14 protein-coding genes are annotated in these 16,090 nt (G+C 70.7%); 6 read left to right on the top strand and 8 right to left on the bottom strand.

Annotated elements, in window-relative coordinates; genetic code table 11:
- Positions 1–11: 11 nt before the first annotated feature.
- Positions 12–2,267: a phosphoribosylformylglycinamidine synthase subunit PurL gene (gene purL / locus ACZK5N_RS07495; protein ID WP_459017494.1), complete on the top strand. Its 2,256-nt coding sequence runs from the start codon at positions 12–14 to the stop codon at positions 2,265–2,267.
- On the opposite strand, the gene ACZK5N_RS07490 is transcribed toward purL, so the two are convergent.
- Positions 2,203–2,682, bottom strand: coding sequence for a hypothetical protein (locus ACZK5N_RS07490; protein WP_463624762.1), 480 nt, complete (start codon positions 2,680–2,682; stop codon positions 2,203–2,205). The two genes, purL and ACZK5N_RS07490, sit on opposite strands and share 65 nt — an antisense overlap.
- A gap of 177 nt (positions 2,683–2,859) precedes the next feature.
- Here ACZK5N_RS07490 and ACZK5N_RS07485 point away from each other — a divergent pair, with 177 nt between their 5' ends.
- From ACZK5N_RS07485 to ACZK5N_RS07475, 3 genes are all read left to right on the top strand, one after another.
- Complete coding sequence (locus tag ACZK5N_RS07485; RefSeq protein WP_463624761.1) at positions 2,860–3,711, top strand: DUF559 domain-containing protein; 852 nt, start codon at positions 2,860–2,862, stop codon at positions 3,709–3,711.
- Positions 3,712–3,797: 86 nt separating this feature from the next.
- Positions 3,798–5,120 carry a dipeptidase gene (locus ACZK5N_RS07480; RefSeq protein ID WP_459017491.1) on the top strand — a complete coding sequence of 441 codons (1,323 nt, stop codon included), beginning with the start codon at positions 3,798–3,800 and terminating at the stop codon, positions 5,118–5,120.
- Positions 5,117–6,124 (top strand): glycoside hydrolase family 76 protein, encoded by a 1,008-nt coding sequence (locus tag ACZK5N_RS07475; RefSeq protein WP_463624760.1) that lies wholly within the window; start codon positions 5,117–5,119, stop codon positions 6,122–6,124. The genes ACZK5N_RS07480 and ACZK5N_RS07475 overlap by 4 nt, the downstream gene beginning before the upstream one ends.
- 2 nt (positions 6,125–6,126) lie before the next feature.
- On the opposite strand, the gene ACZK5N_RS07470 is transcribed toward ACZK5N_RS07475, so the two are convergent.
- Complete coding sequence (locus ACZK5N_RS07470) at positions 6,127–6,561, bottom strand: NUDIX domain-containing protein (RefSeq protein ID WP_463624759.1); 435 nt, start codon at positions 6,559–6,561, stop codon at positions 6,127–6,129.
- A 48-nt stretch (positions 6,562–6,609) separates the two neighbouring features.
- Between ACZK5N_RS07470 and ACZK5N_RS07465 the strand changes: the two genes are divergently transcribed.
- Positions 6,610–8,088: an aspartate ammonia-lyase gene (locus tag ACZK5N_RS07465; RefSeq protein WP_463624758.1), complete on the top strand. Its 1,479-nt coding sequence runs from the start codon at positions 6,610–6,612 to the stop codon at positions 8,086–8,088.
- Between the two features lie 6 nt (positions 8,089–8,094).
- Here the strand turns inward: ACZK5N_RS07465 and ACZK5N_RS07460 are convergent, their stop codons facing one another.
- The 4 genes from ACZK5N_RS07460 to ACZK5N_RS07445 all read right to left on the bottom strand — a co-directional run bounded on the left by ACZK5N_RS07460 (position 8,095) and on the right by ACZK5N_RS07445 (position 11,415).
- Positions 8,095–8,961 carry an enoyl-CoA hydratase-related protein gene (locus ACZK5N_RS07460; protein WP_463624757.1) on the bottom strand — a complete coding sequence of 289 codons (867 nt, stop codon included), beginning with the start codon at positions 8,959–8,961 and terminating at the stop codon, positions 8,095–8,097.
- Positions 8,958–9,872 (bottom strand): NAD(P)H-dependent flavin oxidoreductase, encoded by a 915-nt coding sequence (locus ACZK5N_RS07455; protein WP_463624756.1) that lies wholly within the window; start codon positions 9,870–9,872, stop codon positions 8,958–8,960. The genes ACZK5N_RS07460 and ACZK5N_RS07455 overlap by 4 nt, the downstream gene beginning before the upstream one ends.
- Positions 9,873–9,972: 100 nt before the next feature.
- Positions 9,973–11,121, bottom strand: a complete 1,149-nt coding sequence (locus ACZK5N_RS07450) for a cytochrome P450 (protein ID WP_463624755.1) — start codon at positions 11,119–11,121, stop codon at positions 9,973–9,975.
- 39 nt (positions 11,122–11,160) lie between these two features.
- Positions 11,161–11,415, bottom strand: coding sequence for an HPr family phosphocarrier protein (locus ACZK5N_RS07445; protein WP_459017484.1), 255 nt, complete (start codon positions 11,413–11,415; stop codon positions 11,161–11,163).
- A 134-nt stretch (positions 11,416–11,549) separates the two neighbouring features.
- On the opposite strand from ACZK5N_RS07445, the gene ptsP reads away from it, so the two are divergent.
- The gene (gene ptsP, locus ACZK5N_RS07440; RefSeq protein WP_459017483.1) at positions 11,550–13,220 is read left to right on the top strand and encodes a phosphoenolpyruvate--protein phosphotransferase; all 1,671 of its coding nucleotides are present in this window, start codon (positions 11,550–11,552) and stop codon (positions 13,218–13,220) included.
- Here ptsP and ACZK5N_RS07435 read toward each other — a convergent pair.
- Both ACZK5N_RS07435 and ACZK5N_RS07430 read right to left on the bottom strand, forming a co-directional pair.
- Positions 13,207–14,826, bottom strand: coding sequence for a glycoside hydrolase family 13 protein (locus ACZK5N_RS07435; RefSeq protein ID WP_459017482.1), 1,620 nt, complete (start codon positions 14,824–14,826; stop codon positions 13,207–13,209). The two genes, ptsP and ACZK5N_RS07435, sit on opposite strands and share 14 nt — an antisense overlap.
- Positions 14,816–15,814, bottom strand: a complete 999-nt coding sequence (locus ACZK5N_RS07430) for a LacI family DNA-binding transcriptional regulator (protein WP_459017481.1) — start codon at positions 15,812–15,814, stop codon at positions 14,816–14,818. Before ACZK5N_RS07430 ends, ACZK5N_RS07435 begins: the two co-directional genes overlap by 11 nt.
- Positions 15,815–16,090: the final 276 nt, after the last annotated feature.

The following is a 16,090-nucleotide window of genomic DNA, read 5'->3' as shown; positions in this document are numbered from 1 at the left end:
AGATTGACCCCGTGGCAGACACGGTTGAACATGCAGTCCAGACCCCCGACGTCGAGCAGCCGTACGCGGCGCTGGGCGTGAAGGACGACGAGTACGCGGAGATCCGCCGGATCCTGGGCAGGCGGCCCACGTCGGCCGAGCTGGCCATGTACTCGGTCATGTGGTCCGAGCACTGCTCCTACAAGTCCTCCAAGGTGCACCTGCGCAGGTTCGGCGAGCTCAGCCAGGAGACCCCCCGCGGTCCGCTGCTGGCCGGCATCGGCGACAACGCGGGCGTCGTCGACATCGGCCACGGTTACGCGGTCACGTTCAAGGCCGAGTCGCACAACCACCCGTCCTTCGTGGAGCCCTACCAGGGCGCGGCCACCGGCGTGGGCGGCATCGTGCGCGACATCCTGGCCATGGGCGCCCGGCCCATCGGCGTGATGGACTCGCTTCGTTTCGGCCCGCTCGACGAGGACGACACCCGTCGCGTCCTGCCGGGCGTCGTCGCCGGCGTCGGCGGCTACGGCAACTGCCTCGGCCTGCCCAACATCGGCGGTGAGGTGCAGTTCCACGAGAGCTACCTCGGCAACCCGCTGGTCAACGCGCTGTGCGTCGGGGTGCTGCGGCACGAGGACCTCCACTTCGCCAAGGCCACCGGCGTCGGCAACCAGGTGATCCTCTTCGGCGCGTCCACCGGCGGTGACGGCATCGGCGGCGCCTCCATCCTCGCCTCCGAGACCTTCGACGAGACCGGCCCCGCCAAGCGGCCCAGCGTCCAGGTGGGTGACCCGTTCATGGAGAAGCTGCTCATCGAGTGCACGCTCGAGCTGTTCCAGGCGGACATCATCAACGGACTGCAGGACTTCGGCGCCGCCGGCATCTCCTGCGCCACCTCCGAGCTGGCCTCGGCGGGCGACGGCGGCATGTTCGTCAACCTGGACCTCGTGCCCCTCCGCGACCCCACCCTCGCGCCGGAGGAGATCCTCATGAGCGAGTCCCAGGAGCGGATGATGGCGGTGGTCGAACCCGCCCACGTCGCACAGTTCATGGAGATCTGCGCCAAGTGGGACGTGCAGGCCACCGTCGTCGGTGAGGTCATCGAGGGCGACAGGCTGATCATCCAGTGGCACGGCGAGACGATCGTCGACGTGGATCCGAAGACGGTCGCGCACGAGGGGCCGGTCTACGAGCGTCCCTACCACCGGCCCGAGTGGCTCGACGAGGTCAACGCCAACCGTGCCGAGGACCTTCCGCGGGACAACTCGCCTGAGGGTCTGAAGGCCGCGCTGGTCACGGTGCTCGGCCACGGCAACATCGCGGACAAGACGTGGGTCACCGAGCAGTACGACCGCTACGTCCGCGGCAATTCCGTCCTCGCCCAGCCGGAGGATTCCGGCATGCTCCGCATCGACGAGGAGACGGGGCTCGGCATCGCGCTCGCGCTGGACGCCAACTCGCGGTTCACCTACCTCAACCCTTACCTCGGGGCACAACTGTCGCTGGCCGAGTCCTACCGCAATGTCGCCGTGACCGGCGCAGAGCCCGTGGCCATCACCGACTGCCTCAACTTCGGCTCCCCGGAGGACCCCGAGGTCATGTGGCAGTTCGCGGAGGCCGTGCTGGGCCTCGTCGACGGGTGCCGCGAGCTCGGCGTGCCCGTGACCGGCGGCAACGTGTCCCTGTACAACCAGACCGCCACCACCCCCATCCTGCCCACGCCCACCGTCGGCGTCCTCGGAGTCATCGACGACGTGGCCACCAGGCTGCGCTCCGGTTTCACCCACTCGGGCGACGCCATCGTGCTGCTCGGCGAGACCAGGGAGGAATTGTCGGGTTCGATCTGGGCCTCGGCCGTGCACGACGGACACCTGGGCGGCATGCCGCCCGCGGTGGCGCTCGGCGCCGAGAAGGCGCTGGCCGGCGTGATGGGTGAGGCGGCCCGTCGAGGGCTGTTGTCGTCGGCCCACGACCTGAGCGAGGGCGGACTGGGTGTCGCGCTGGCCGAATCCGCCTTCCGTAACGGGCTCGGATTCGCCGTGACGCTGCCCGACGGCGATCCGACCGTCGCGCTGTTCGCCGAGTCGTCGGCCAGGGCTGTGGTGTCGCTGCCGGGCTCGAGTGTCGCGGAGTTCGAGGCGCTGTGCGCGGAGCGGGGCGTGCCGTCGTCGCGCCTGGGCGAGGTCACGGGCGAGCCGGAACTGGAATTCGTCGACCAGTTCACCGTGGGTCTGGCTGAGGCGGAATCCGTATGGACGGCGCCGATCCCAGCCGCGATGGCCTAGGAGCCAGCTGCCTGGCCAGCCCGTCGGCGAACTTCCAGGCGCGGTCGAGGTCCGCGAGGGTCGCGGTGGGGTGCTTGTCGGAGCCGTACTCGGTGGCGATGCGCACCGTGCGTAACCATTCGAACCCGTCGGCGTCGAAATGGGGGAGGAGGATGGCGGCGGCCTGACCGGTCGCGGTGTGGCTGCCCGCGCTCCGGGCGCGGAAGCCGTGGTCCAGGAGTGTGGCGGTGAGCTGCTTGCGGATGGCGTCGTAGGCGAGCGAGAAGGCACCGGCCGGGTCGGTCGGGCCGATCAGCCGCGAGCTGGCCAGGTGCGCGGCGGACTGCTCCCGGAGCAGTGCCACCTGCTCGGGGTCAGGGGGCACCGTCTCGATCCGGCGTTCCCGGATCAGTTCGGCGAGGTCCTGGCGCACCATGCATCCACACTATCTCTCGCCTGCGAGGTCGGAGTGCGGCTGACGTTCCTCCAGGCGCGCCTTCGGTGGCTTCGGGGCCGCGGATGGCCGCCTGGAGGAACGATGTCCGCATGGGTGCTTGTCCACAGCAGAAGAGTCGGCCGGGAGGCACGGGCTGCGGCTGACGAACAAGCCTGAGTGAGGCATGAACTGCAGGAGATCATCAACAACGATGCGATCATCCGTAGAGAGTTGTACCCAGCGCTCGGTGACGCCATCGATCGGGCGCACAAGCGCGGCGACATCACAAGGGTCCTCCCAGGGGTGTTCACGTCGCCGGAGCAGGCCGCCGCTTTCGAGATCCGCACCGCAGCCATCGCCGCGGTCGATCCGAACCTCACGTTCGTGAGGGACACCGCGGCGCGGCTCAGCTGGTGGCCTGAGTTGACCGTGGAGAAGGTTCAGGTGGCCTCGACGAGGCGTCGGCCGGCACAGGGCTATGCCTTTGAAGCCAGAAAGATCCCTGCTGATCTCCGGCAATGGAACGGTGAGGTGTTCATCAGCACCCCGGAACACAGCGTCCTGGAACTGACGGACACCATGGGCGGCGCAGTGATCGACGAGGCCCTGAGACGCGAAGCCGTTACTCTCGCGTCACTCTGGGAGGCTCTCGCCGCCATGCCGGCGAGAGCGGGCAACGCAGCACGCGCACGGCTCCTCCACGAGTCCCGGGATGAGCCCTGGTCCGAGCTTGAGCGCGACGCGCACGTGCGTCTGCGGAAGGCACGGATCACGGGGTGGAAGGCGAACCTGGAAGTGATGATCGAGTCGGAGCGATTCTTCATCGACGTCGCGCTCCCCGGGCACCGGTTGGCCCTTGAGTTCGACGGCTGGCAGTTCCACAAGGATCACGAGGCGTTCGTCCACGACCGCAGGCGCGACGTCCTCCTCACGCTCGCCGGCTGGACAGTCCTGCGTTTCACGGCTGCGACGATGGACGACATGGTCGACCGCGTCCGTGAGGCACTGAAACGGCCGCCGTGCGGCTAGCGTTCCTCCAGGCTGGCCGTCGGGGTGCTAAGGGGCGCGAGGGCCAGCCTGGAGGAACAGATTCCGCACCTCAGTAGGGTGGAGGCATGAGCCTCACCGATCGCGTCACCGACGTCCTGCCCGCCGTCCTCACCGACCTCAAGCGACTCATCGCCATCCCATCGGTCTCCTCGATGCCCGAGCACGACGACAACATCCTCGCCGCCGCCGATGCCGTCGCCACTCTCATCCGCGACACCGGGTGCCCGGACGTGCGCATCCTCCACGCCGGGGGAAAGCCTGCCGTGTTCGGCCACTTCCCGGCGCCCGAGGGCGCCCCCACCGTACTGCTCTACGCGCACTACGACGTACAGCCCACCGGGGACGACGCGGCGTGGACGTCGGACCCGTTCTCGCCCATCGAGCGCGACGGCCGGCTCTACGCCCGCGGATCAGCCGACGACAAGGGCGGGATCGCCGTGCACCTCGCTGCGCTCCGCGCCTTCGACGGTCGGCCTCCGGTGGGGGTCACGCTGTTCATCGAGGGTGAGGAGGAGATCGGGTCGCCGTCGATGGGTGCGCTCCTCGACAACCACGTCGATGATCTTGCCGCGGACGTCTTCATCATCGCGGACTCGGTCAACTGGAAGGTCGGCGAACCCTCCTTCACCACCACCCTGCGCGGCATGGTCGACGCCGAGGTCACGGTGTCCACGCTGGCCACAGGGCTGCATTCGGGCCAGTTCGGCGGTGTCGTGCCCGACGCGCTCACCGCGTTGTGCCGCCTTCTCGCCACCCTCCATGACGAGCGCGGCAACGTGGCCGTCGCCGGGCTGACCAGCGACCCGGACCCAGCCGTCGACTACGACAACGACCGGCTGCGCGAGGAGACCGGGATTCTCGACGGCGTGCAGTGGATCGGGGACGGCCCGGCCTCGGCCCGCATGTGGACCAGGCCCGCGGCTTCAGTGCTGGCCATCGATGCCACGCCTGTCAAGGACGCGTCCAACACCCTCATCCCCACCGCGCGCGCCAAGGTGAGCGTCCGCCTCGCCCCCGGCCAGGACGCCGACGAGGCCCAGGCCGCCCTCCGTGCCCACCTGCTCGCCAACGCGCCGTGGGGCGCTCGCGTCGTCGTGGAGCATGGGCAGAACGGCTCCGGGAGTGTCATCTCCCTCGACGACGACCGCGCCCGCGCCGCGCTGGGCTCATTCACCGAGGCTTTCGGCGTGGCCCCCGTGGAGATCGGGGTCGGCGGCTCCATCCCCATCGTCGCCGAGTTCGCGAACCGGAACCCCGGCGCGCTGGTGCTGGTCACGGCCGTGACGGACCCGATGTCGCGGATGCACGGCATCGACGAGTCGCTGGACCTGGCCGACTTCGCCAAGGCCGCGCTGGCCGAGACCCTGTTCCTGCAGCGCCTGGCGTGACGGCGGATCGCGCCGACGAGGCAGCCCGCTCCGTCCTCGCCCTCTTCGGAGGGCGCTGGGCGGGCGTCCCGTTCACGTACCTCGCCGCCACCGCACGCCCGGGCCGATCCAGCGGGCCGTGGCACTACTGGTGGCAGGCTCACCTCCTCGACTGCCTCGTCGACGCCCGGCGCCGAGGCTCGTCAATGGTGGACGAGCGCCTCATCGGCAGCCAGATCCGGGGCATCCGGCTGCGGAACGGGGGGCGCCTCCGCAACCGCTACTTCGACGACATGGCCTGGCTCGCGCTCGCCGCCCAGCGTGCGGGCCGCCCCGCACGGGGCCTGGACCGGGTACTCCGCTCGGCCATCACCGACGACTGGGGCGGTGGCGCGTTCTGGAGCCTGGACCGCGACGTCAAGAACACGGCCGCCACCGGTCCCATCGCCCTGTATCTCGCCAGGACCGGTCATCTCGACGAGGCGTCCCGCCTGTTGGACTGGCTCCACGACCACCTCGCGGACCCGGCCTCCGGGCTGTTCCGCGACGGTCTTCGACTCGCCGGCCCTCACCCCCGGGAGCGCGTCGACCTGGTGCCGCACGTGTTCACGTACAACCAGGGCCCGGTCCTGGGCCTCATGCTGGCGCTCGGTCGACTTGATGAGGCCGTCCGCCACGTCGACGCGGTGGCCGCCCACCTCACGCATCCCGGGACCCGGCTCCTCCGCACCCACGGCGACGGCGACGGGGGACTGTTCACCGGCATCCTGACCCGCTACCTGGCGCTCGCCGCCCGCGACACCCGCCTTCCGCAGCACACCCGTTCGACGGCGTCGCTCCTGACCTCGGATTTCGGCGGCGCGCTCTGGGCCGGACGAGGCGTGCGCGGCTGGCGCGGCCGCGACGTCACAGTCTTTCCGCAGGACACCTCGCCGACGGGGACCGCGGAAGTCGGCCACACCGTCGAACTCGCCGCCCAGCTGCAGGCGTGGATGGCGCTGGAGGCCGCCGCCACCCTGCGATGAACTCAGCCCACCGACTCCACCCAGAAGCGGCCCTCCAGCAGGTGGGCCGCGATCGCGGCGGGGAGCCAGGGCAGGATGTCGGGGGGCAGGGACTGCGGCGCGAACCAGCCCAGTTCGGAGGTCGCCTCACCCGGCGCGAGCTCGCCGCGCCAGTCGGAGGTCTCGAAGAAGAAGTTGAACCCCCGAGCGCGGCCTGACGGGTAGGGGAGGTCGAACCGCTGGATCCCGATGTGGCGCAGCGTCGACGGATCGAGCAGCGCCCCCACCTCCTCGGAGGCCTCGCGCGCGGCGGCGGCGGCGGCCGGCTCGCCGTCGCCGACGTGCCCACCGGGCAGGTTCCACAGGCCGTTCCCGCGGTCAGTGCCGTCGCGTCGTGCCAGCAACACCCGCCCCGCGGGGTCGCGCAGTGCGACCCAGGCGATCAGTTCGAAACCCATACGGCCATCTAACCGCCCGGTAGCGTGAGCCGGAAAGAAGGAGGCAGGGTGCGGATCGAGCGCGACTCACTTGGGGAGATGGAGATCCCCGACGACGCCTACTGGGGAATCAACACGGCACGGGCCGTCCACAACTTCCGGATCAGCCGCCGCGAGATCAGCGTCTATCCGGATCTCCTGGTCGCCTACGCGCAGGTGAAGCAGGCAGCCGCCCGCGCCAACCGCGACATCGGGGTCCTCGACGGCAACCTCGCCCAGCTGATCGACCGGGCCGCCCAGGACATCATCGAGGGGCGCCTCCATGACCAGTTCGTCGTGGGTGTCATCCAGGGCGGTGCCGGTACGTCGACGAACATGAACGTCAACGAGGTCATCGCCAACCGGGCTTTGCAGCTCGCCGGCCGGCCCTTCGGCGACTATGCCTTCCTCTCGCCGAACGATCACGTCAACCGCTCGCAGTCGACCAACGACACCTATCCGAGCGCCGTCAAGCTGAGCCTGGTGGTCGCGCTGACCAAGCTGGCCGATGAGTTGCGGCTACTCAGGCACTCGTTCGCGGTCAAGGGCAGGGAGTTTCGCGAAGTGCTGAAGGTGGGCCGCACTCAGTTGCAGGATGCGGTGCCGATGACGCTCGGGCAGGAGTTCCGCGGGTTCTCCACCACTCTCGGCGAGGACATCGACCGGATCGAGGACGTGCGCCCCCTGCTCATGGAGCTCAACCTCGGTGCCACGGTCATCGGCACCGGCATCACCGCCCCTCCGGGCTACGGGGCGGCCGTGATCGGGCACCTCCGCGAGATCACCGGCTTCGAGGACCTCGTGCTGGCCGACGACCTCATCGAGGCCACCAGCGACACCGGCGTCTTCATGTCCACCTCCTCGGTGATGAAGCGCTCGGCGATGAAGCTGTCGAAGATCTGCAACGATCTCCGCCTGTTGAGCTCCGGCCCTCAGGCCGGGTTCGCCGAGATCGTGCTGCCGCCGGTGCAGGCGGGCAGCTCGATCATGCCCGGAAAGGTGAATCCGGTGATCCCGGAGGCCGTGAACCAGGTGGCGTTCGTCATCGCGGGATCCGACGTGACGGTGGCGATGGCCTCCGAGGCCGGCCAGCTTCAGCTCAACGCGTTCGAACCGGTGATGGCGCACGTCCTGCTCCAGAACTCGACGTGGCTGCGGCGTGCGGTCCGGACGCTGCGCACCAACTGTGTCGACGGCATCACCGCCAACGCGGAGCGCACCCGCCTGCAGGTCGACCAGTCGGTGGGGGTGGTCACGGCCCTCATGCCTCTCCTCGGCTACGCGCACGCGTCGCGGCTGGCCAAGGAGGCGCTGAAGGGTGGGCGATCTATCCGCGACCTCGTGCTGGCCGAAGGCCTGCTCACCCCCGAGTCCCTCGACACCCTGCTGGAGCCGGGCGCGCTGTCGGGCGGGGTCTTCGACACCGGGCCCATCCCGGCGATGACGCCTGAGCTCATCGCCGCACTCGAGCGACACCTCGACGACGCGGACCGCCACGACGACGCCTGAGGCGCCTCAGCCGGGGAAGACGTGGTCGAACGCCTCCGGGGCGGGCCGGCTGAACCGCGGCGCACGCTTGGCCAGGAACGCGAGCCCACCCTCCCGGCCGTCGCCGTGGGCCGAGTGTCGCAGCGCGAGCGACTCCGCCAGGTGGGCGTCGACCACGCTCGCTCCTGCCAGGTGCCTGAACACCAGCTGCCGGGTCATCGCGACCGCGTGCGCGGAGCGGCCAAGCGTCATCCGGTCAGCGACGGCGCGGGCCGCTGAGAGGAGTTCACCGGGTTCGTGCACGGCGTCGACCAGCCCGATCTCCAGCGCCCGCCCGGCAGTGATGATGTCACCGCTGTAGAGCAGGTCCAGGGCCCTGGACTGCCCGACGATGCGGGGCAGGAACCAGGTCGAGCAGGCCTCAGGCGTGATGCCCAGTCGGGCGAACACGAACCCCATCCGGGCCTCCGTCGAAGCGAGGCGGGCATCCATCGGCAGCGTCATGGTGGACCCGATGCCCACGCCGGGGCCGTTGATGGCTGCGATCACCGGCTTGCGGCACTCCAGGATGGCCAGCGTGAGCTTTCCTCCCGGCTCGAGTGCGCCGTCGACCACCTCGCGCTCCGTCCAGCGGTCGCGAAGCTCGGCAGGACTGAGATCCATGCGCGGATCGAATCCGAACACGTTGTCGCCCTCGCTCAGCTCCATCCCGGCGCAGAACGCGCGGCCCGAGCCGGTGACGATGATCGCGCGGACGGCGTCGTCGCGGTCCGCATCCCGCAGGGCGTCGACGAATTCGCGGCCCATGTCCAGGGTGAACGCGTTGAGCTTCTCGGGGCGGTTGAGGGTGAGGGTGGCCACGCCGTCGTCGCGGGTCAGCAGCACGGTGCTCATCGATGGTCTCCTTGCAGGCGGGCCAGGGTGCTCCGGTAGTCCGCGTCCAGGCGGTCGACGAGTTCGGCGACGGTGGGTACGTCCGTGATGCCGGCCACGCCGTGGCCGGCGGACCACACGTCACGCCAGGCCTTGACGTCCTCAGACGCTGCGGGCGGCCCGTCGGGGTCCACGCCGGCGGCGGCCAGGCTGGGGGCGAGGAAGTTGGCGGGAATGCCGCTCACGGCCGGGGTGTACACGACGTCGGCGGCCTCCGCGGACACCACCATCGCCCGGTAGTCGTCCGGCGCGAGGGATTCCCGGGTGGCCAGGAACCGCGTGCCCAGGTAGGCCAGGTCCGCGCCAAGAGCCCGCGCGGCGACGACGTCGGCACCGCTGCTCAGGCTCCCCGCCAGCAGGATCACGCCGTCGAACCAGGGCCGCACAGAGGCGAGGAGCGCGAAGGGATTGAGCGCTCCCGCATGCCCTCCGGCGCCGGCTGCCACCAGCACCAGCCCATCGACGTCCGCAGAAGCGGCCTTGCGCGCGTGCCGCAGCGTGGTCACATCATGGAACACCAGGCCGCCGTACGAGTGCACCGCGTCCACCACCTCGGGTACCGCCCCGAGCGACGTGATCACCACCGGCACCCGGTGCTCGACGACGACAGCCAGGTCCGCGTCGAGGCGCGTGTTGGTGGGGTGCACGATGAGGTTCACCCCGAACGGGGCGTCCGGCGGAGTGAGGGCCCGTTCGATCTCCTCGAGCCAGCCCTCGAAGGCCTCGGTCGAGCGGCGGTTCAGCGCAGGAAAAGTGCCGAGCACCCCGGCTTTGCAGCACGCGACGACGAGCTCCGGCCCGGAGACCAGAAACATCGGAGCCGCCACCACGGGCAGCCTCAGCCGCCCGGCCAGCTGTTCCGGCAATGCCATCGCGCCTCCTCCGTCGCCCGCTGCCGCGGCGGCTCCCGGTCCGGGACGCCCCGCTCGACGGGTCGCGACTCAACCTATCGTCGGTACCGCGCTGTGACCGCTAGTTGAGGACAACGGGCACGTGGGCCCACCCGCCGACCGGGGTCACCTCGCGCTCGGCCGGGGCGCCCGGCGCCCACTCGATCCAGGTGGTGGCCGCCAATGCCTCCTGGACCCCGATCCGCAGCTCCACAGTGGCCAGGGGCCTGCCAGGGCACATGTGCGGGCCGGTGCCGTAGACCAGATTGCGCGGCGCGTTGCCCTCCGGGTTGAAGTGGTCCGGATCACCGAAGACGGCCCGGTCCCGGTTGGCGGAGGTCCAGTGCAGTTTCACGACGGCGCCCGCGGGGATCTCCGCGCCGCCGATGGTGACCGGGCAGGTGGTGCGACGCCGGTTGGAGGTGAACGGGTCGTCGATGCGCAGGATCTCGTCGACGATGGCGTCGATCTCCTCGTCGCTGACGCCCGAGCGCAGACGGTGCTGCAGGTCCGGGTGGTCCGCCAGGAACGCGAAGACCACCCCGACGCACAACGCGATCGAGCCGAGGTCGCCCCCGGTCCAGTTCCGCAGGACGGAGACCAGTTCCTCGTCCGTGAACGGCCGGCCCGCCATCTCGTCGCGCAGGAGGGCGGTGGTGATGTCGTCCGGGGCGTCGTCGCCGAGGCGCCGGCGCGGGGCGAGGACCGAGCCGATGATCGCGTCGAACTCCGCCGCCACCTCCGCGGTCCGGGACCGGTCTCCCGACCGGGTGGCCGCATGGTTGGCCGCCATCCAGTCCAGCAGGTGGCCTTCGAGTGAGGCCGGCCACCCCAGCCATGCGCTCTGTGCGCGGACTGCGAACGGGAAGCCGATGTCGCGCACCGCGTCCACCGTGACCCCGCGGGGGAGTGCGGCGTACAGGCCGCGCGCCACCTCGCGGAACGCCGGCTCGTGTGGTGCCAGGGCGCCGGGCTCGACGTAGCGGTCCAAGGTCTCGCGGGCGGCGCGGTGGGCGTCGCCGTCGAGCCCGTTGGGGACGTGAACATGGGCCGAAACGGCGCTGGAGAACGTCACGGGATCGGTGGCCGCCGCCACCACATCCGCGTGCCGCAGAAGCACCCACTCGCCGCGCACGTTGCGCACGACGGGGTGATCCGGGCGCAGCTGATCGGTGTACTCGCGCAGGTCGCGGCCAGCCGGGTCCACGTCGTCCGGGACATGATCAGTCATCACTGAGCTCCTGTGACTCGCGCTGACGCTCCACCTGGGTCAGGCGTCGAGGTCCTGCTCCACCATGGCGGCGATCCGGTCCACTGCCTCGGCGTTCTCGGACTCCACCGTGACGACGGCGCCCTTCTCGGCGCCCAGCGTCATGATCAGCAGGGAGGAGGCGGCGTCCACCGTGGCGCCGTCGAGGGAAATGGTGATGTCGTCGTCGTATTCGCCGGCAGCGGCGGCGATGAGAGCTGCCGGGCGGGCATGGAGTCCCACCACGGACCCGACGGTCACGGTCTTGCTGGCCATCTGAGGCTCCTTTCGTCACCGCCGCACCGTTGCGGGCGGAACACGGGCAAGCATAGCCAAGGCCGAGGTCCTTCCCAGCCGCGGGTCGCGGTGAGTAGGTTGGGCGGCGACGGGCACTCAGGGGATGGAGCGGCATGGCTGATGTGGTGAGCGGGACGGGTGTGGTGGAAGGCGTCGTCGTGGCGCCCGTGGTGTGGCTCCGGTCGTCGGTCCCGATTCCCGAGGCCGACGGTGCCCTGGACGAGTCCGAGCGACCCGCCGAGGTGGACCGGCTCAAGGCGGCGGTGGAGGCCGTGGCGGCCGGCTACGAGTCCCGCGCCGAGCGCGCCACCGGTGATGTTGCCCAGGTCCTCGTCACGACGGCGGCCCTCGCCCGCGACCGTGGCTGGACGCGCCCGGCCGTCAAGTACGTGGGGGCGGGTCTCGGGGCGCCCCAGGCCGCCGCCAAGGCCCTGGGTGAGTTCGTGGCGGCGCTCACCGCGCTCGGGGGGCTGATGGCCGAGCGCGCCACGGACCTGCGCGACATCCGCGACCGCGTCGCCGCCCACCTCCTCGGTCTCCGGGAGCCGGGCTTACCCCGCCCGGACCGCCCGTCGATCCTCCTGGCCGAGGACCTCGCTCCGGCCGACACCGCAGACCTGGACCCCGAGCGCATCGTCGGCCTGGTCATCCGGCTGGGGGGTCCCACCAGCCATACCGCGATCATCGCCCGCCAGCGTTCCCTGCCGTGCGTGGTGGCGGCCGCGGATCTCGCCAGCATCGCCGACGGCGAGACGGTGCTGCTCGACGGCGCCGCCGGCACCGTGTCTCGGGGCGTGGATCCGGCCGAGGCCATGGCGCGCGTGGCTGCCGACGCCGAGCGCCGCCGCCTCGTCTCCGGCTGGTCCGGCCCCGGCCGGACGGCCGACGGCGTGCCCGTCGAACTGCTCGCCAACGTCGCCGACGGGAACGCGGCGCAGGCCGCGGCCGCAGGTCCCGCCCAGGGCGTCGGCCTCTACCGCACCGAGCTCGGCTTCCTCAGCGCCCAGCACGAGCCCGGCGTCGAGGAGCAGGCGGCCACCTACGCGGCCGTGCTCGACGCCTTCGGCGGGCGCAAGGTGGTGGTGCGCACCCTGGACGCGGGCACCGACAAGCCCGTGCCGTTCGCGACGATGCCCGACGAGCCCAATCCCGCCCTCGGCGTGCGCGGCAACCGGCTCTCCCTGAACCAGCCCGGGCTGGTCTCGCGACAGCTCGACGCCATCGCCCGCGCCGCGCAGGGACGCTCCGTGCCACCGTGGGTGATGGCGCCGATGATCGCCACGGTCGACGAGGCCGCCGAGTTCGCGCGCGCGTGCCGCGAGCGTGGCCTGAAGGCCGGGATCATGGTCGAGGTGCCGGCCGTCGCTCTGCTGGCCGACGCCTTCCTCGCGACGGTGGACTTCGTCTCCATCGGCACCAACGACCTCACGCAGTACGTGATGGCCGCGGACCGGCTCGCGCCGGAGCTCGCGCACCTCACCGACCCCTGGCAGCCGGCCGTGCTGAGGCTGATCCAGCTGACCTGCGACGCGGGACGGCGCGCCCACAAGCCGGTGGGCGTCTGCGGCGAGGCGGCGGCGGACCCGCTGCTCGCCTGCGTCCTGGTGGGTCTGGGTGCCACGTCGCTGTCGATGGCTGCCTCGGCCGTGGCCTCCGTCGGCATCGCGCTGAGTCGCGTCACGGCGGAACAGTGCGCCGCCGCGGGGGCGGCCGCCGTGTCCGCGCACACCGCTGCGGCCGCGAAGTCCGCCGCAGCCGCCGCCCTGGACCTCACACCCGGGTGAGCCACACCGTCGCGTCGGTGGGCAGCACGTGCCCCCGGAGGGGCACGCTCGCCAGCAGCACCTCGAAGCCCTCCGGCAGCGCCACGGGGGCACCCAGCACGTTGGTCATGACACGCACCTCGCCGTTGTCGAACGCGACGAGCGACTCACCGGCGTCGACCCAGGTCAACTCGCCGCGGCCGAGCTGCAGGTCCTTGCGGGCCGCGATCGCCGCGCGGTAGAGGCCCAGCGTGCTCCCGCGGGCGACCACCTGCTGGTCCGCGGCCAGGCTCTGGTACGACTCCGGGTGGGGTAGCCAGCTCCTGCCGGTGGGGGAGAAGCCGAGGCCCTGCTCGGAGGCCACCCACGGCATGGGAATCCGGCATCCGTCGCGGCCGGGCCGGGTGAACTCCGAGCGGAACCAGGTGGGGTCCTGGCGGAGTTCGTCGGGGAGCGTGGTGTGGTCCGGAAGACCGAGTTCCTCGCCCTGGTACAGGTAGGCGGACCCTGGCAGCGCCAGCATCATCAGCGTGGCGGCCCTGGCTCGGCGGAGCCCGACGGTGTTGTCGGGCTGCTCGTCGTCAGCCCCGAGGCCCTCATGGCTGGAGCCCGGTGAGGCCAGGCCGAGGCGGCTGACGTGACGCAGCACGTCGTGGTTGCTCAGCACCCAGGTGGTCGGTGCTCCGACGGCCTCGTCGGCCGCCATGGTGGCGGTGATGACCTGGCGGTAGGACGCGGCGTCCCACGGGCTCTCCAGGAACTGGAAGTTGAACGCGGTGTGCATCTCGTCCGGGCGCAGGTACAGCGCCAGGCGCTGGGGATCGGCCACCCAGGCCTCGGCCACGAGGGAGCGCTCGCCGTCGTAGGCGTCCAGCACCGTGCGCCACCTGCGGTAGACCTCGTGGACCCCGTCCTGGTCCCACATGGGGCCCGCCTGGCCGTCGAGCATGATCTGGTCCTCGTCGAAGTCCGGGAGCCCCTCGGCCTTGACCAGTCCGTGCGCCACGTCCACGCGGAAGCCGTCGACGCCGCGGTCCAGCCAGAAGCGCAGCACGCCGTCGAACGCGGCACGGACCCGTTCCTGGGACCAGTCGAGGTCCGGCTGCTTCACGTCGAAGAGGTGGAGGTACCACTGCTCCGGCGTGCCGTCCGGCGCGGTGAGACGGCTCCAGCCGGCGCCGCCGAAGACGGACTTCCAGTTGTTCGGCGGCAGCTCGCCGCCCTCGCCGCGACCGTCGAGGAAGTGGTACATCTCCCTTTCCGGGGAGCCGGGTCCGGCCGCGACCGCGGCCTGGAACCAGCGGTGTTCGTCGGACGTGTGGTTCGGCACCAGGTCGACGACGACGCGCAGGCCGGCCGCGTGCGCCGCCTCGATGAGCTCGTCCGCGTCCGCGAGAGTGCCGAACATCGGGTCGATCTCCTCGTAGTCGGCCACGTCGTAGCCGGCATCGGCCATGGGTGACCTGTAGAAGGGGGACAGCCAGATGGCGTCAACGCCCAGCCGCGCCAGGTATGGGATCTTGCCGATGACGCCGGGGAGGTCGCCGTAGCCGTCCCCGTCCGAATCGGCGAAGGAGCGCGGGTAGATCTGGTAAATGACGGCGTCGCGCCACCATTCAGCGGTCATGAAGTGGTCCTGTCGACTGGCGGATGATGAGGTCGGGATGGAACAGCATCTCGGTGGGATCGGTCGGGAGCCCCCGGATGGCGGTGAGGAGCGATGCGACGGCGGCCTGGGTCATGGCGGCCACGGGCTGGCGCACGGTGGTGAGGGCGGGGCTGGTGAAGGCCATGAGGGGCGAGTCGTCGTAGCCGACGACGGAGACATCACCGGGCACGTCCAGGCCTCGGGATCGGGCCTCGCGCACGGCCCCGAGCGCCATGACGTCGGACCCGCAGACGATGGCCGTGTGGCCGGAGTCGAAGAGTCGTGACGCGGCCGCCTGCCCGCCCTCGACGGTGAACAGGGTCGACACGGTCGAGGAGGCGGCGAAGCCCAGCCCCAGGAAGGCGGTCATTTTACGGCGGCTGGGGAGGTAGCGCTGCTGACCCACGGCCAGCCCGATCCGCGTGTGGCCGTAGGACCGCAGATGGGCCACCGACATCGCCACTGCTTCGGCGTCGGAGCACGAGAAGAAGGAGGCGTCGACGGTGGGGTTGTAGCCGTTGATGAACACGGCGGGCACGCCGGCGTCGATGAGCCGCTGGTAGTGATCGGACGAGGCCTCGGTGTCCGCAGGGGTGCCGGAGACGGAGATGATCCCGGCGATCTCGACGCCGAGCAGCGCGTCGAGGTACTGGTCCTCGCTGGTGCCACCAGGGCCGGCGGTGCACAGGATCATGTGGCGCCCGGCGGCGGTGAGGATGAGCGCCAACTCGTTGGCGAACGAGGCGAACGATGGGTTGGCCAGCTCCGGCACCATGACGGCGATCAGCCCCTCGCCTGTGCTGGATTCCGGCTCCAAGGGGTAGCCCAGGGACTCGAGGGTGGCCAGCACCGACATCCGTGTGGCCTCCGCCACCCCGGGCTTGCCGTTGAGCACGCGGGAGACGGTGGCGGTGGACACGCCGGCGGCGACGGCCAGATCCGCGAGCTTGGCTCGTGCCGGGATCATCGGCCCTCCTCTCCGTCGAGTTTCCAGTGACGCACGTCGTCGCAGGCTAGTGTGCAAGAAATCGCGCCACTTTGCAACGGGTTTGCAGAATCGTTGCACACTCGCGAGGGCGGCGGGGCAGGCGCCTATACGCGGAGATGGGTGGTCCCTGGGCGACCGTCGTCGGCGGATCGGGAATGTTATAGAAGTGTTATTGCAAAGAGTTTGCAAGCTTTGCAGAACAGGTTACGATTCACATCAGATCGGGTCGGCACCGAAGCGGCCCGGGATAACGAA

It is taken from the genome of Tessaracoccus pujii, from assembly GCF_055326215.1.
The sequence above is the reverse complement of the archived record's forward strand: the minus strand, read 5'-3'. Positions and strand labels throughout refer to the sequence as shown.